Genomic DNA, 15868 nt, shown 5'->3' with positions numbered 1-15868 from the left:
TAAGGAGCGTCTGAATGGAAACCGAGAATCAGGACTATTCAAAAATATGGGCTTATCGAAAACAGCAATTTAATTCAATAACCTTAAGCCCTGATGAACTGAATTTGCTTCATGACGAGATCATAAGGCAAACCATCACGATAGCTTTTAATAAGACAACCCAAATATTGGGGTCTCCTCCCTCCCCTTTTTGCTTTTTTGTTATGGGAAGTGCCGGTCGAAAAGAACAAGGCATTTGGAGCGATCAGGACCATGGGATCATTTTTGAACACAATCATCCAGAAGTGCGAAATTATTTCTTATCGCTAGGGAAAGAAATATCCGAGGGGTTAATGCAAGTTGGATATAGCCTTTGTGAAGGTAAAGTGATGGCAAGTAATCCTTTCTGGTGCAGATCATACAATCAGTGGATGCAACAATTAAATGATTGGATAGATGATGCTTCATGGGAATCTATCCGTTATTTGCTTACTTTTATGGATAGTCGAGCATTTCGGGGCGAGGAAAGGTTTATACGGCAATTAAAACAGTATTCTTATCAACTAATTGATGAAAAACATCTATTAACCCGTATCCTGGATAATACAATGCATATAAAAAAAACGATTGGTGTATTCGGACAGTTACTTTTAGAAACTCACGGCCCATATTCTGGCTGTTTAAATATAAAGGAATCTGCTATATACCCATATGTGAATGCCGGAAGAATTCTCGCAATCAATGAAAAATTAAATGCAACCACCACTATCGATAGGCTTAAAGGTGTACCGGATTCTGTTCTACCAAAACAAAATCGAGAAAAATATGCTAATCAGTTTGCCAAACTACAAACATATCGGCTGGTCTATGGAATTCATACAGACTATGAATCCGGACATTACTTGGCTGTGAATAAGCTATCGAAAGTAGAAAAGAAAAATGTTAAGGACATAATCAAGGATGGGATTCAACTGACTGAATATGTGAAAATGCTTGCGGCAAAGGGTGATCAGAATGGGAATGAATGATTTTATCGAATTTTTCAGAGGAATGAGCGGTAAGATCAGTTCGAACGTACTCGCCGGTGTACAGGGGCAAGCAACTCCGCAAAATATCTCTTTTATGCGACAGCTAGAAAAGGAAGCGCGTAAAAAGGACGTTCTAAATTGTCCTCTTGATCAGCTTGATGTGGTTGTGTTTGACATCGAAACAACAGGATTTTTCCCTGACAAAGGTGATCAGATGATCTCTATAGGTGCTGTGAAAATGCATGGATGTGAGATATTAACTGAAGAAAGCTTCTATTCACTGATTAAGACGGACATCCCTTTATCTCCTGAAATTACTTCTCTAACGAATATTACAGGTAAAGAACTTCAAGCCGCTCCGGAGAGTTCAGATGTCCTGATGAATTTCTTTAAATTTGTCTCGACTAAAAGTCTGGTTGCCCATCATTCTCAGCATGAGCAAAGCTTTATGCACAAGTTCACTTGGGACGTGACTCGAACAAAATTCCAGCATAGAATCCTTGATACTTCTTTCTTAACACAACTATTTAATCCCGTCAGCAGCTCAAATGCCTTAGAAGACTTATGTGCTGGATGCGGGATAGAAATCAAAAATAGACATCACGCATTGGGAGATGCCTTCATGACGGCCCGCTTATGGGGCTATTATCTATCAAAAGCCCAGGAAGCAGGTTTTAAAAACCTTAGTGAAATATATAATCACATAGCCAGATATAGGTAAGGGCCATATATCTTTTAATAATCCATTTAGACTATTAAGTAAAATAAATTGAGTGTAATAAAACTACAAAGAGGGGGTTCTTAACCCCCTCTAGCATTAAATACTACATAAATTTAAACCCCATATTTACCGCGGTCGTAGTAATACTGTCTATCAATCATACCTTTCAATCTAAACAGATCAATCCATAGAATGATAGAAAATGTACACATAACCGCTAACCAATACCAAAAGATATAATGGATACGTTCATGTATATACATTCTATGAGCTCCAATGCTTCCGAGAAGAAACCATAGTAGTAACGCGATTCCAAATGATTTTCTTTGTGCTCTCAAAATAAGTCCTTCTTTCTCTATATTATGTATAATATCAAGTATTCATAGCCTTCGCCCATCATTATGAAAGAAGCAAACAGCTATGTCTACCTGCTAAATTTAACAATTATACATAATACTAGAAGGAGTAACCACTTTTACAGTACGCATCTGAAAACAACCAGTTCTCAATGCTAATTAGCTTATCAGTAAGTTTTCATAAACCTCATCTGATTCGTACGAACACTGAATTGCGGGACATTCCTTATCAGATATTCTCAACTTAGTTACTGATTAATAGCTTTTTTTGATTTTTTAAGATCTTCATAGATTGTCTTAAAAACATAGCCCGCTACGGCTAAATCATCCACTTGGCCGAAACCGATAATAAAGTCAGGTATCACGTCTGTAGGTAATACTAAATATAATCCGGCAGCAGCGATAGCAAATTTTGATTTCTTCGATAATTTTTTCAGCATAGGATTACCTCCATTTTTATTTTAGCTTTTATTTAAACCTAGTCCACGGACGATCGGTTTTACCAGCGTATCCAACGGATTAATAATCTCAAGACCTGTTTGTTTAGCACCATCATACATAGATAGTTGACCAACTGATAGGATATCTTGAGATTTTTGACGATATAACGTAATATATTCCGCTATTTTTTCGTTATATTGTTCAGTCATCCCCTTCATCATTAAATCGAATGTACCTTCTATAACATGAACATTAATAGGTAATGTCTTTCCCTTTATAGCAGCATATTGATGAAGTCGGTCCATCGTTCCCTTTACAGTTCCTGGATTCGAAAAGAATATAGTCTGTGGTTCAGTAACCCCGCAGATTGCTTCGAAAAAAGGCTCGTCTATTTTAAATATTGGTAGTTTGGATGTTACATGTTCTTCCTGTAACAGAGCAATATAATTTGTACATGTCAGAAGAATCCCATCTACCTGACAGCTCTCCATCCAGTTTATTTGTTCTGCAATTTTCATACCAGCTTGTTCTTTTTGAAAAGATAAATCATGAGTTAAACGACTCATTAAACCTGGATCCACAAAGTGTATAAGGTCTACCTCATAGGGTGAGAATGCCTCGTCAATATAATGAATATTTGAATGATGTGCATGCATACACGCCAATCGTTTTCCCAAAATAATTCACCTCTATTAAGTTTATAATAGTTTACCAGCTATACTTTTCACTGTCTATTTCCTTCTATTACCTTATACGTATAGCTTTAAATTTTGTTTCACCCTACCATATATTGTATAGTTATATCGTACACGATATAAAGGGAGGAATACGATGAAAAGTGTTTACGATTTTGAAGTAAAAAAGACAAACGGCAAATTGCAATCTTTAAAAGAATATGAAGGCAAGCCTCTCCTTATCGTTAATACAGCCAGTAAATGTGGGCTGGCGCCTCAATTTAAAGGACTTCAGGAGTTATATAAAAAATTTAACAGCCAAGGCTTTGAGGTATTAGGATTCCCATGCGACCAATTTAATAGTCAGGAATATGATGATATTAATAAAACCACCGAGTTTTGCCAAATAAACTATGGAGTTACATTCCCGATTTTTGCGAAAATCGATGTAAATGGTGATCATGCTGACCCGCTTTTTCAGTATTTAACGACTGAACAGAAAGGTCTCCTTAGCAAAAAAATCAAATGGAATTTCACTAAATTTTTAATTGATAAAAAAGGTCAAGTTGTCGAGCGTTATGCTCCAACCACCGCTCCCGAAAAAATTAAAAAAGATATAGAAGAAGAATTGGAAAAGTGATAGGTTATGGAGAAGGATGTTGCATTAAACAAACAGTTATGCTTTGTTTTATACGAAACTACCAATGAATTTACGAGGCTATATTCTAATGTTTTAAAGCCATTTGGCTTAACGTATCCGCAATACTTAGTTTTATTGAGCTTATGGGAGCAAGATCAAGTTCCAATGAAAGAGCTTGGGCAAAAGCTGAATATGGGAACTGGGACGTTAAATCCCATTATTTCAAGGATGCAGCAAAGCGGATGGCTAATAAAAGAACGGTCTAAGACGGACGAACGCATGATGCTGATCTCTCTGCAAGAAAAAGCATATAAGCAAAAAAATAATATCATTGATTCCATTAAGTCGAAAATTGAGGAATGTGGATTAGAAATCGAGGAGTATCAAGCATTGATGGAATACGTAAATAAACTCAATGCAAAGTTAAAAAGTCTTTAAGCTAAAAAAAGCTGTCTCAATGAGACAGCTTTTTTTATATTACTCTTAAAGATTATCAGTATCAATCTTATTTTTTTGATATGGCTTTGCAGTTAAACGGTCTGTATCTTCGTCTGTTAACGAAGAATCCTGTACAGAGGTACCCTCCATACGAGTAGTTGTATTATGATCATTTACAAATGGATTACCATCCTTGTCAACCTGAACATCTTCTTTTTTAACGGTATCTTGAACGGTTTTGGTATCTGTAACTTTTTCTTTACCGATCACAATCTCATCAGTTACAACTGGCTTTTTGGTCACTTCTATTTTTTCCTCTGTTACAGGGATACGAATTTCTTCATTGTCAGTGATAGCACCCAATTGATCTGTCGTATCACGATCTGTTACTTTACGTCGCTCAATATAAACTTCTTCATGGTCCACTGGTACTTCAACTTCTTTTTGTGTTTCCGTTACTTTTTTATTAACAATTACTTCTCCAGTTTTCACTTCATTTTTATCAACGTTTAATCGTTCTTCGCGAAGTTTAATTCTTCTTTCTTCGTCAGTTAGTGTATCATCATTTGCCAAACGATCAGTTGTATTAAGAGCGGCAGAAGCATTTGCTCCTGAATTCACATCTTCAGTACGATCCATGCCAATTGTATCTCCAAGCTGTGCATCTTGATCAACAAGAACTAAAACTTTTCCGTTGTTCACTTCTTCTGCATAGCGTGCACTTTCTTCAGAAGTAAAACCATAGTCCGTTCTCATTTTCTCTTCAACTGGATTATTAGTATCCAATGTAAAGAATTTTGCTACTTTATCCATAAAGGAATCTTCATCATTTGATACTGTTTTAACATCTTTATCTATCGTGTAATTTCCCATCAAATCTAATTTATCTGCATTATCTGCGACTACAGTAATATCAGAACTATCATACCCTTTTGCTTTCAAACTATTAATAGCCTGTACGACTTCTGCACTTTGTGTGTAAACTCCATAAACTGTTTTATTCATGTTATATTCCTCCTAGCAATTTTTGTTCGGATAATATTTGCTTCACAGTTAAAATATACCCACACTGGAAATCAATAAACAATAAAGTGAGAATCAACACCCTGATTATGTCAAGTGTTTTTTTGCATATATGGTAGGTTCTCGTTTTTATTTTTTTAAAATTTTTTTATTATCTTTGTCTTTTTAGGGGAATCGGGCAAATAAACACCCGTTCTCAATCCTTAATTCTCATAAAGTAAACTGGATATTTATGTTAAAATAAACAAAGAAGAGTGTGAAGAATATTTCGGAGGTGAATGAATGTGGAGACTTTAGCAGTCTTAATCATTGGTATTTTTATTATGTTTATTGGTTTTTTAGTATTAAGGAATAAAGCCCTCTTCTTAGTGAATCTTGTTTTGTGGAACGGTGTTTCAGGTGACGAAGAATTGTTATCTCGTATTTTTGGGACAATTTTATTAGTGGTTGGCTTAATCGTGACCCTTCTACCCATTTTCTTGTCTTAAATTACTCATTTTCATACACCTCGTAACCAATAAATCTTCTAAAAAAAGAGAGCCTAATTGGCTCTCCTCTCATCCTTTTAAAACATTATTAGCAAATATTTGATCAACGATATCCATGACCTCAATAGAATCATGCCAAGTCATTTGTGGACTCTCAAGCACACCTTCTTGAAGGCATCGGCCTACTTCACGGATTTGATATTCAAATCCAGTTAATTCGAAAGGTTCTTCAATCGTCCATTCTTTATTTGGGGTGGTGATTGTTGCGGACTGGGCATTTGAAAAATACGGTATATAAATACTGCCGTCTGTGCCTAATAGACTTGCATCTTTTCGTGTATTTGCCCTTATCGTACAGTAAATTTGAGCAAACGATCCATTGTCATAGCTTAATTGTATAGTCCCATTTTCATCTACATCTGTTACTCCATATTGTAATGAGCTTTGAATCGATTTTGGTTTATTTCCAAGTAAATAAGCGCAATATGAGATAGGATAAATCCCGATATCTAATAATGATCCTCCGCCAAGTTCTCGGTTAAATATGCGCCCCTTCGGATCAAATTCCCCTTTAAAACCGAGTTCCGCTCTCATGAAAGTAGGCTCTCCAATGACACCTTCCTTGGCGAGGTTTCTTATTTCTTTATTAATTGGCATAAAGCGTGATTTCATCGCTTCCATAAAGAAGACCTTATTCTCTTTAGCAGCATGGATGACTTCTTGAACTTCTTCTTTATTCATTGTAACAGGCTTTTCACAAAGCACGGCTTTTCCATGGTTTAAACAACGAATCGCATTTTCTTTATGAAATGGGTGTGGAACAGCGATATAAATAGCATCAATTTGTTCATCCTGTATTAGCTCATCATATGTACCATAACAAAATTTTTCTTCAACCTCGTATTTTCGGCCAAATTCGAGCGCGTGATCCTTCGTCCTGGAGGCGACTGCTTTTAAAGTAACGCCATCCATTGCTTTCACCGTTTTCGCAAAACGTTCTGCTATGTTACCAAGTCCAATAATACCCCACTGAATTGTTTTCATAGAATCCCTCAATTTCGTTTATTTAATTTATAGAATATTTACATTCATTATAATATAAATGAATCATAGATGAGATAATTAGTAGTGGAAAGACCCAAAATAAAATAGCACACCAATCATGATGTACTATTTTATCCTATATTTTATATAGCCAACGCAGCTGTTATTTATTAAATTTATGACTCTTTGTCGCCATTTATAAGCTCGATTGCTTCATTTTCACTGGTCAGTGGTCTGTAGCAAACAAAATTTTCACATACATAATAGGTTTCCTGATCATTGACCTTGGAATAACCTGCCGCAAAATCAGCAACACCAGTAAATAAAGAGGAATCCTCGTTTGCCAGATAAGTTAAGTTTGGATGAAACTCCTTGTGCAAATGTGTGATAACGTTATTCTCTGAATCCGTACTTCCCAATACAACGACTTCCTTTATTTTCATTTGGGTTGTCATATACGCCATTAACATATAAGTATGACCCATTGGATAGTGAATCACATCATCGCCAAATGCGTCAAAAACGTTCTGTACCTTATCCTCCAATGAAAACTCACCAGTTAAACGAGCCAGCCTTAGCATTTGTAAGGTTGCGACACTATTCCCGGATGGTAATGCTCCATCATATACATCTTTTGGACGGATCAGCAATTCCTCATTATCCTCTCCATAAAAATAGAATCCACCATTTTCCCCATCCCAAAATAATTCGATCATTTGATGCGTAAGTGTTTTTGCTTTTTTGAGATAGGATAAATTAAATGTCGTTTCATAGAGTTCAATGTAAGCCCAAAGAAGATACGCATAGTCATCAATAAATCCTTCCTGCTTAACCTCACCATCTCTGTATCGGACCATGACTCTTCCATCCACGATTAAATTCTGTTCAATAAATTGGATAGCACTTTTTGCTGCAACCAGTGCTTCCTGATGATTGTAAACTCTACCAGCTTTGGCTAGAGCGGCAATCATTAATCCGTTCCAGGCAGTCAATATTTTGTCATCCTTATGCGGATGAACCCGCTCCTCGCGAACATTAAATAAGACTTTCCTTGCTTCCTCCAATTGTTTACGAACTTCTGCTGCGTCTAAATCATTATGAGCAGCAAATGAGTCAATTGGTTCACGAATTAGATTAGGAATATTTTCGCCTTCAAAGTTTCCTTCAGGGGTTATATCATAAACAGCGCAATATAATTCTGCTACGTCTTCATCAAGGTGATCAAAGATTTCAAAGTAGTCCCATATATAGAATTTCCCTTCCACACCCTCTGAATCTGCATCCTCCGCTGAGTAAAATACGCCATCAGGATGTCGCATGTCCCGTAAAACATATTCAATGATTTGTTCAGATATCACTTGATGGCTATTTTCTCCGGTAACCTGATAGGCTTCTGTATACGCCATTAACAGCATGGCATTATCATAAAGCATCTTTTCAAAATGTGGGACTAAGTATAATTCATCAGTGGAATAGCGAGAAAACCCGTATCCAATATGATCATAAATCCCACCTCTTGATAGCCCTTCTAATGTCTTTAACACCATTTTCAATGCTTCTTGATCCTTCGTCATATGATAGTAACGCAGCAGGAACATTAAATTATGTGGAGTAGGAAACTTTGGAGCCGAGCCAAATCCGCCGTACTGTTCATCAAATACCCTCTTAAATTGTTGAACAGCTGCATTGATTGCAGTCATCGTTAATTTCTCACTCGATGTCTCCTGTTTCATTGGCATAATTGCATCTTTAATCCGCTCACCCGTCATTTCGATTTTATGCGGCTCATTAATATACGTATCGTATAACTGAGTAATCACATCTATTATTCCAGGACGGCCATACCGGCTATGCTTAGGGAAATAGGTTCCTGCATAAAAGGGGACCTGATCAGGTGTTAAAAACACATTAAGCGGCCAACCGCCTTGTCCCGTCATCACCTGGCACACGGACATATAAATCGAATCCAAATCAGGACGTTCTTCCCGATCTACCTTTATGGAAACAAACCGCTCATTTATAACCGACGCCACTTCTTCATCTTCAAAGCTTTCCCTCTCCATCACATGACACCAATGGCAGGTGGAATACCCAATACTCACAAACACAGGCTTATTCTCCTGTTTCGCTATTTCAAATGCCTCAGGTCCCCATGGATACCAGTCAACAGGGTTATAAGCATGCTGTAAAAGGTATGGAGATTTCTCATTTATTAGTCTATTTGCGCTATGTTTCTCACTCATTTAATAATTACTCCTTTACAAATTAGGATTTTTTCATTTACAGAAACTTTTACCTTTCACCTTCACACGTTATGGATGTAAATATATCCTCTTTATACAATACACATCATTCATTAGTATAAACTTAATTGGATTATTTATTGATTTTTATTGTTTCATAAATGAAAGAGGTATCCTTTTTGGATACCTCTATTTTTCTTCTATAGTCTTCTATAGCTTCTTTTATAAAGAAGCTCAAAAGCTCCTACATCTCAGCCTTCAAGCTGCCCTCCCTTATCTATACAGCAAATATTTCGAGCGTAGTTTCATGAAGTCTTTCAAATCATTTTCCCATATTTGCTTGATTTGTTTAACAGATTTTCCGGCTTCTATATCATTGCGAATCCAGCCATTGCCGACAAGCAAGTCGAAATAGGAAATCCCCTTGCTGTCCTCTGCACGGAATTCGAAATCATCCGGATACATGTCATGAATGGTCTTGACGATATGAAGACCTGCCTCGAGAGGCACGAAATCATTATAGTCTGTTATATGAACTTGAACACCATGGGTTAGGATTCCACTATGCTTCGAGAATGTTGGCGTGAACGAGGCTGCTCGGAATTGAACACCTTTTAAGTTTAGCTTGTTTAGCTCCCTTGCCAGCTCAGTTCCGTTTATGAACGGGGCTCCGAGCAATTCAAAAGGTTTCGTTGTTCCGCGCCCTTCGGATAAATTCGTGCCTTCAATTAATCCTGTACCCGGGTATACATAAGCTGTGTTGAGTGTCGGCATGTTCGGGGATGGAAGGACCCATTCTAGTCCTGTATCTTCATAATTCATATGACGCTTCCAATTTTTCATTTTTACAACGGTTAAATCAGCCCCAATGCCAAATTCCTTGTTAAATAGTTTCGCAAGTTCTCCAACAGTCATCCCATGTCTGAGTGGGATTTCGTATTGCCCGATAAACGAAGCATATTCGGGTGCTTCAAGAATCGGTCCTTCCACCTTCAGTCCTCCTAGGGGATTCGGGCGATCAAGGACGATGAATGGGATTCCTTGTTCCTTTGCCGCTTCCATCGCTAATGCCATTGTGTAAATATACGTATAGAAGCGTGCGCCTACGTCCTGAATATCAAATACAAGTACATCGATATCTTTTAACATTTCCGGTGTTGGTTTACGGGTTTTGCCGTAAAGGCTGTATACAGGAAGACCGGTAGTCTCATCAATATAAAAATCGACATAGCTGCCTGCCTGAGCATCTCCCCTTACCCCGTGTTCTGGGCCATATAACGCTGTGAGATTGATATCCTCGTCCTCATAGAAACGGTCAACAATACTGTTAAGTTCTTGATCTACACCGGTCGGATTTGTGATGAGACCTACCCTTTTACCTTCCAGCAATTCTTTTTTATCACTTAGAATAACGTCGACGCCTAGTTCTAAATCCTTCTTTTTATGCTTGTCCTTTTGACCTGCCTGGGCGAAAGAAATTGTCGATAAAATCATGATCAATGTGAATAGGACAGCGAAACTTCTCTTCAGCATATAAAGCCTCCTTAGTTATCAATTAGTAGGATAAACCATGACCAAATGGATATAAAGTTTCCCCTTGCCCGTTCGGGATCGTGACAGGGAGTTTACCAGATGGATTTATTTCACCGAAAATGGCTGCTGCAGTTGCTTTAAAGCTTGCGGTACGGAAACCATATTGAGTGATGTATGCATCAACCTGAGGATAGGACATAATGTCATAGGGATTACGAATCGCAACAGCTATAGAAGGTGCATCGTAGTTGTTGATAATATCATTAATTCTCTGCATTTGAGGATGGGTAGGTAATCTCATTGCTACATTTGATGTATGGCTTCCAATAACAATATAATCCGCCTGACGAAGCTGTTCCTTTTGTGCATCGGTCAGTTGATAACTGGAAGGAAGGGTAAGCTCCTCAGTGTTGGCATGCTTTTCTTTAATAGCGTTATATAATTCTTGGTTGTAGGTCATACCGATAACGACAATCTTTCCAGTTTCCTGCAAGTCATTTAAAGGCAGAATCTGATTGTTATTTTTTACGAGGGTGATAGATTTCTCTGCAGCTGTTTTCTCAATGGCCTTATGCTCTGGTGAACCAACGGTCTCAAGCGCTTTTTCGATTCTTTCGTCAAGTGGCTCCGGTGATTCCTCCTTAAAGATGCCCCTTTTGATTTTCAGTGACAGTATCCGTTTTACGGATGCATCAATTCGTTTTTCTTTAATATCTCGATTTCTTACTGCATCAAGGAGCCCATTACGAACATCCTCTAGTCCAACGGGCATAAGTACAATGTCCGTCCCTGCTTGAACAGACATGATTGCTGCATCGACAGTTCCATAATGCTCGGTGATAGCTCCCATATTCATGGCGTCTGTAACAATCAATCCATCATAGTCCATTTCCTCTCTAACCAATTCTGTCAGAAAGCGATGGGAGAGAGTTGCTGGTATAGAAACTTCCTCACCGGTCTTTTTGGAAATCACTTTCGTGTCATCTACCTTCGGGAAGGTGATATGCGCGGTCATGATGGCATCAACACCAGCATTCATCGCTTGCTGAAACGGGTATAGTTCCACTTCCTTTAATCTCTCCATCTCATATGGAACTTCTGGAAGTCCAACATGGGAATCAACTGCCGTATCTCCATGACCTGGAAAATGCTTGGCTGTTGCAATCGTGCCTGTTTCCTGCATGCCTTCAATATAAGCAGTTCCTAGTTCAGCGGTTAGTTTCGGGTCTTCACTGAAGGAACGGACACCAATGACAGGATTGTTACTATTATTGTTGACATCAAGCGATGGGGCAAAGTTTGTATTAATGCCAAGCGAACCGAGCTCCTCGCCAATGGCACGCGCAACATCTTTCGTGATTGTCCCAGACCGTGTAGCTCCTAAGGCCATATTGCCGGGCATATCAGTTCCAGATTGCAGCCTGGTTACAATTCCACCCTCTTGATCAATTGAGATGAGCATCCCATATTTCTCGGAGGCGAGCTGATACGCATCCACGAGATGGGCGGTTTGCTCAGTCGTTACGACATTTTCGCGGAATAGAATAACTCCACCTAAGTCATAATCCTTAATTTGCTGTTCTATCTCCGGCAGCATTTCTGTCACATTCTTACCATCCCAGTTCCGGTAATCAGGCATGAGCATTTGTCCGATTTTCTCTTCTATCTTCATCTTGCTAACGGCATAATCAGCAAGCCGATATCGTTTATCCTTGATGGAGCGGAATGTTGCATTTCCCTTTTTATCCACCACCAAAAAGGCTGTGTCTATCTTTTTTCCCGATGTTGCAAGAATGACTGCCACTCCTGATTTCCCTGTAATCGTCAAGGTTCCATTAGAACTGATTTTCGCGATACGTTTATTTGCAACCGACCATTTTACCTTATTTGTCTTTGTAAAATGACCATCATGGTAGACGTTCACTGCCTTCATTTTGACACTGTTGCCGCTAATCGTTTTATCAACCTCATGCAGATTTTGATAGATTACAATATCTCGCACACCATCATTTGGATTAGCTGGTTTCTTAGTTTGGCTGCTGAATCCGGCCGTCAGGAATACACTCATCACAAGTATAATCAAGAACCATTTCCTATTTTTCAATATTAGCACCTCCCCATTTAATCTGTTCTACGTTCAAATCCATTGCTCTCGAATCTCAGTCGTTCCTTCTTTCCATTTGTTTTTATGCTTGCGTCTTGAACATACCAGCCGCGCCCGTTCACGCTTTCATCCGTTTTATAGGAAAAACGAATAAATTTCGTGCCGGCAGGAATGAGGACATTCTCCTTCTCCCATCCATTGCTTTTTCCTGTGAAGCTTTGAATACTTGTAAATGCTTTTCCGTCAGTCGACGTTTCCAAATATCCATAATCACTCTCCTCTTCAATCCGGAACCAGGTATCGAAACTCAAATAAGCATCTCTTTTTAGATTCACTTGAGCTGAAAGTGTGTTATCTAATTGATCTCCATAGCCCGCGAACCAAGCCATTTGTCCCTTTTTCACATTTATAGGTATGCTGTCTCCCACATCTCTAGCGAATGTTCGTCTGATTGGATTAATGGACGGTGTATTTCGGGATGGATGTACCCGGTTTGTAAGTACAATAGCAACAGTCTGATTAGATGGACTCATCACAAGAGCTGTCCCGGTGTAGCCCGTATGGCCGGCGGTGAATGTGTCAGAAAGTGAATCCATGTACCAGCCCTGATTAAGCTCAAAGCCTAATCCATGGTCATTTCCTGGAAACGCAGTGTTATAGTTCTTCATAATTAAGTCAATCGTTTTCTTCTTTAGAATGCGTATCTTACCGTATTTACCATCATTTAAATATGCATGGGCGAGAATCCCTAAATCCTTGGCTGTGGAGAAGACGCCTGCATGACCAGCCACACCTTCAAGCGACCACGCATTTTCATCATGAACCTCGCCCCAGACAAGCCCTCTCCCTATCTTTGGCTGATATTCGGTTGCAGCTATACGTTTCTTTAATTTTGCCGGAGGATTATACATCGTATCCTTCATACCAAGCGGCTCTGTGATGGCTTTCTTAACAAACTCGTCCTGCCGGAGACCACTCCATTTCTCGACTAGCGCCCCAAGCGTTATCATGTTCAAATCACTGTATAAATAGGTGGTCCCAGGCTCGTTAATCAAACCATGTTGCAGTACGGACTGGATGCGGCTTTCTCGAGTGCCCTCTTGCATATAAAGAGGCATCCCAGCTGCAAAACCTGAAGTATGGGTTAAAAGTTGTCTGATTGTTATGTCTTCTTTGCCGTTTGCAGCGAATTGTGACAGATGCAACGCAACAGGGTCATCGAGTTGGAAAATTCCTTGCTCATAAAGCATCATGACCGCAGTAGTTGTAAAAAGCTTACTTATAGAAGCAATATCAAATATTGTATCCGCTTTCATTTTAAGAGGTGTTTCAATTTCCGTGAAGCCATCATCCTGATAGAGAGCCGCAAACCCATATGCAGCTTTTTGAACAATATGACCGCTTCGTGCCACAAAGGTGACCGCCCCTGGAATTAAGCCGCTTTCGATGTATTGGCCGATTGTCACATCTATGTCATCAAGTGCAGACTGCTTCATACCTGCCATTCTGGCATTTGAAGGTAGGAGTATCGGTAGCATTCGACCTGGTTCGTCCCAATATGAGGCATTGTCGGAATGTCCCTTAGCACTTGTCATCATTAGACCATCGGATGTGTTAAATGCAGACACAGTAATCATCGTGCTGAATGCAATTGAGGTGATTTTTTTCATATCGTTCCTCCTCTTTTTTTATCACAAAGCGAGTGAACAAAACGAAAGAAAGGTTGATGAAGGCTACGGAGATGGATCTTTGGGGATGTATCTAGATAGATTCCTCTCACTCGAGAATACATCCATCTTTCTTATTTTTCTATCCGGCATAAGTACTTACTTCCATTATTAACCTTAGGTCTATCTTAATGTAACAACAATTATTTCATGAAAAAATGACAAGTTTCTGCATATTCACCTCATTCTTATTGCTTAGTTTACCTATATGGATATATTCATAACTAAGAGATCATTAGTTTCATTTACTTATATCTAATTTCTCAGCTAACTATTTTTATAAAAAAATAGATTTCTATATAAAAAAAGAAACTGCCAGTGAGCAGTTTCTTTCATCACAATGTAAAAAACATGTAAAATTTTATTGAATCTGACTGGTCGAAACCATAGATCAGCAATATTTTCTAATTAAATCTCCCAATGTACGGTCTAGCGTGCCAATGTCCGACTTATCAAAAGTGAATTTAACAAACGATTCATCCATATTTAATGATTCAGCTAAGAAGCTTGAAAAACCTCTTGCTCTTCGGTCTATTTGAAGCAAAACTCTTGCTTCGTTTTCTGTCAGCTGGAATACAGCTTCTAGTTCATCTAGCTTTCTCGCAAATTCACCGGATGTAGCTTTGAATTCAAATTCCTGAACAAACGGTAAGCCGTTTCTAAAATACGAAGGAGTTTTTTCACAATCTGCCTGACGTAAGCGGAATCCTAATCTTCCTGCAGCATCAATGAATTCTCTTACAAGCTGATGTGGCTTTATTTCCAAAAAGTCTTTATCTTGAGGGTCGATTGCCATTTTAATATCCAAGCCGGTTTGAATCCAAACACGGGTACTTCCCATTGTAACTGGTGATTCATAAGGAACATTCAACTGAAAGGGCACCACTTTTTCTTCATTTGGAGCGATTGTGAAGCGCTCAGTCAATAAGATTTTGTCCAAGGCAACAGAACGTCTTACCTTTTTATCATCAACTTCCACCACATAGTCAGTCATTAATGTTAAATAGATGTTATCAATATCCTGCTCGTTTTTTCCTCCCTTGATAAAAACCTCACCTTCGATTGACTCACCGACAATATAACTTTTTTTCGCAAGCCTCGTATCAACTTTAGCAGCACCAATACCTATGGATGACAGCAGTTTATCAAACATGATAATCCCTCATTTCCTTTTTATAAGTCTATTTTACTATACTTATCCGTAAAAATAACTAGTACAGAACAATTATAGATATTCAATGTAAAATATAATTAACTTATTGGGCAAAATCCCACTAGAGTTGATAGATAGACTGTATGAATACTATTGAAAGAGTTTATGCTAAGACTGTTATTTAGTTGGCCGGTGTTGATTCTAATATTTTTCAAATATCTTCTTTATTACACAATGGATCACCAACAGATTAATCTCTTTAATATTCTAGAAAAA

The 15868-nt window shown here is 38.4% G+C and carries 15 protein-coding genes; 5 read left to right on the top strand and 10 right to left on the bottom strand.

What is annotated here, in order from left to right:
- Positions 1-14 precede the first annotated feature (14 nt).
- Together AC4BHA_RS00430 and AC4BHA_RS00425 are read left to right on the top strand one after the other, a co-directional pair.
- Entirely contained in the window at positions 15-1007 is a 993-nt protein-coding gene (locus tag AC4BHA_RS00430) for a DUF294 nucleotidyltransferase-like domain-containing protein (RefSeq protein ID WP_490557945.1), read from the top strand.
- The gene (locus AC4BHA_RS00425) at positions 994-1728 is read left to right on the top strand and encodes an exonuclease domain-containing protein (protein WP_490557944.1); all 735 of its coding nucleotides are present in this window, start codon (positions 994-996) and stop codon (positions 1726-1728) included. Before AC4BHA_RS00430 ends, AC4BHA_RS00425 begins: the two co-directional genes overlap by 14 nt.
- A 113-nt stretch (positions 1729-1841) precedes the next feature.
- Here the strand turns inward: AC4BHA_RS00425 and AC4BHA_RS00420 are convergent, their stop codons facing one another.
- The 3 genes from AC4BHA_RS00420 to AC4BHA_RS00410 all read right to left on the bottom strand — a co-directional run bounded on the left by AC4BHA_RS00420 (position 1842) and on the right by AC4BHA_RS00410 (position 3202).
- Positions 1842-2066, bottom strand: coding sequence for an NINE protein (locus tag AC4BHA_RS00420; RefSeq protein WP_066103838.1), 225 nt, complete (start codon positions 2064-2066; stop codon positions 1842-1844).
- 266 nt (positions 2067-2332) lie between these two features.
- On the bottom strand, positions 2333-2524 hold the full coding sequence (locus tag AC4BHA_RS00415; RefSeq protein ID WP_066103840.1) for a YkvA family protein: 192 nt from the start codon (positions 2522-2524) through the stop codon (positions 2333-2335).
- A 21-nt stretch (positions 2525-2545) separates the two neighbouring features.
- Positions 2546-3202, bottom strand: a complete 657-nt coding sequence (locus AC4BHA_RS00410) for a hypothetical protein (protein WP_139891941.1) — start codon at positions 3200-3202, stop codon at positions 2546-2548.
- 154 nt (positions 3203-3356) lie between these two features.
- On the opposite strand from AC4BHA_RS00410, the gene AC4BHA_RS00405 reads away from it, so the two are divergent.
- Both AC4BHA_RS00405 and AC4BHA_RS00400 read left to right on the top strand, forming a co-directional pair.
- Positions 3357-3839, top strand: a complete 483-nt coding sequence (locus AC4BHA_RS00405) for a glutathione peroxidase (protein ID WP_139891942.1) — start codon at positions 3357-3359, stop codon at positions 3837-3839.
- A 6-nt stretch (positions 3840-3845) separates the two neighbouring features.
- On the top strand, positions 3846-4277 hold the full coding sequence (locus tag AC4BHA_RS00400; RefSeq protein ID WP_139891943.1) for a MarR family winged helix-turn-helix transcriptional regulator: 432 nt from the start codon (positions 3846-3848) through the stop codon (positions 4275-4277).
- Positions 4278-4322: 45 nt separating this feature from the next.
- Here the strand turns inward: AC4BHA_RS00400 and AC4BHA_RS00395 are convergent, their stop codons facing one another.
- Positions 4323-5282: a YsnF/AvaK domain-containing protein gene (locus AC4BHA_RS00395; protein WP_066103848.1), complete on the bottom strand. Its 960-nt coding sequence runs from the start codon at positions 5280-5282 to the stop codon at positions 4323-4325.
- A gap of 302 nt (positions 5283-5584) precedes the next feature.
- Between AC4BHA_RS00395 and AC4BHA_RS00390 the strand changes: the two genes are divergently transcribed.
- Positions 5585-5788 (top strand): hypothetical protein, encoded by a 204-nt coding sequence (locus AC4BHA_RS00390; protein WP_066103850.1) that lies wholly within the window; start codon positions 5585-5587, stop codon positions 5786-5788.
- A gap of 69 nt (positions 5789-5857) precedes the next feature.
- Here the strand turns inward: AC4BHA_RS00390 and AC4BHA_RS00385 are convergent, their stop codons facing one another.
- The 6 genes from AC4BHA_RS00385 to AC4BHA_RS00360 form a co-directional block, all read right to left on the bottom strand.
- Positions 5858-6832 (bottom strand): Gfo/Idh/MocA family protein, encoded by a 975-nt coding sequence (locus AC4BHA_RS00385; RefSeq protein ID WP_490557943.1) that lies wholly within the window; start codon positions 6830-6832, stop codon positions 5858-5860.
- A 176-nt stretch (positions 6833-7008) separates the two neighbouring features.
- The gene (locus AC4BHA_RS00380) at positions 7009-9075 is read right to left on the bottom strand and encodes a thioredoxin domain-containing protein (protein WP_490557942.1); all 2067 of its coding nucleotides are present in this window, start codon (positions 9073-9075) and stop codon (positions 7009-7011) included.
- Positions 9076-9348: 273 nt separating this feature from the next.
- Complete coding sequence (locus AC4BHA_RS00375) at positions 9349-10605, bottom strand: exo-beta-N-acetylmuramidase NamZ family protein (protein WP_490558172.1); 1257 nt, start codon at positions 10603-10605, stop codon at positions 9349-9351.
- A 25-nt stretch (positions 10606-10630) separates the two neighbouring features.
- A complete protein-coding gene (locus AC4BHA_RS00370) occupies positions 10631-12715 on the bottom strand; it encodes a glycoside hydrolase family 3 protein (RefSeq protein WP_490558171.1) in 2085 nt (694 codons plus the stop codon).
- Positions 12716-12729: 14 nt separating this feature from the next.
- Positions 12730-14382: a serine hydrolase domain-containing protein gene (locus tag AC4BHA_RS00365; protein WP_490557941.1), complete on the bottom strand. Its 1653-nt coding sequence runs from the start codon at positions 14380-14382 to the stop codon at positions 12730-12732.
- A gap of 448 nt (positions 14383-14830) precedes the next feature.
- Positions 14831-15592 (bottom strand): sporulation protein, encoded by a 762-nt coding sequence (locus tag AC4BHA_RS00360; RefSeq protein WP_490557940.1) that lies wholly within the window; start codon positions 15590-15592, stop codon positions 14831-14833.
- Between the last annotated feature and the right edge of the window lie 276 nt (positions 15593-15868).

Source organism: Pradoshia sp. Z3_51, from assembly GCF_058215915.1.
Note: the sequence above shows the minus strand (reverse complement) of the source record. Positions and strands in the feature narration are given on the sequence as shown.

What these genes read in the sequence shown, in the direction of transcription:
- AC4BHA_RS00405 (WP_139891942.1), top strand. Translation starts at nt 3,357, where the DNA reads ATGAAAAGTGTTTACGATTTTGAAGTAAAAAAGACAAACGGCAAATTG.
- AC4BHA_RS00385 (WP_490557943.1), bottom strand. Translation starts at nt 6,832, where the DNA reads ATGAAAACAATTCAGTGGGGTATTATTGGACTTGGTAACATAGCAGAA.
- AC4BHA_RS00430 (WP_490557945.1), top strand. Translation starts at nt 15, where the DNA reads ATGGAAACCGAGAATCAGGACTATTCAAAAATATGGGCTTATCGAAAA.
- AC4BHA_RS00360 (WP_490557940.1), bottom strand. Translation starts at nt 15,592, where the DNA reads ATGTTTGATAAACTGCTGTCATCCATAGGTATTGGTGCTGCTAAAGTT.
- AC4BHA_RS00400 (WP_139891943.1), top strand. Translation starts at nt 3,846, where the DNA reads ATGGAGAAGGATGTTGCATTAAACAAACAGTTATGCTTTGTTTTATAC.
- AC4BHA_RS00425 (WP_490557944.1), top strand. Translation starts at nt 994, where the DNA reads ATGGGAATGAATGATTTTATCGAATTTTTCAGAGGAATGAGCGGTAAG.
- AC4BHA_RS00380 (WP_490557942.1), bottom strand. Translation starts at nt 9,075, where the DNA reads ATGAGTGAGAAACATAGCGCAAATAGACTAATAAATGAGAAATCTCCA.
- AC4BHA_RS00395 (WP_066103848.1), bottom strand. Translation starts at nt 5,282, where the DNA reads ATGAATAAAACAGTTTATGGAGTTTACACACAAAGTGCAGAAGTCGTA.
- AC4BHA_RS00415 (WP_066103840.1), bottom strand. Translation starts at nt 2,524, where the DNA reads ATGCTGAAAAAATTATCGAAGAAATCAAAATTTGCTATCGCTGCTGCC.
- AC4BHA_RS00365 (WP_490557941.1), bottom strand. Translation starts at nt 14,382, where the DNA reads ATGAAAAAAATCACCTCAATTGCATTCAGCACGATGATTACTGTGTCT.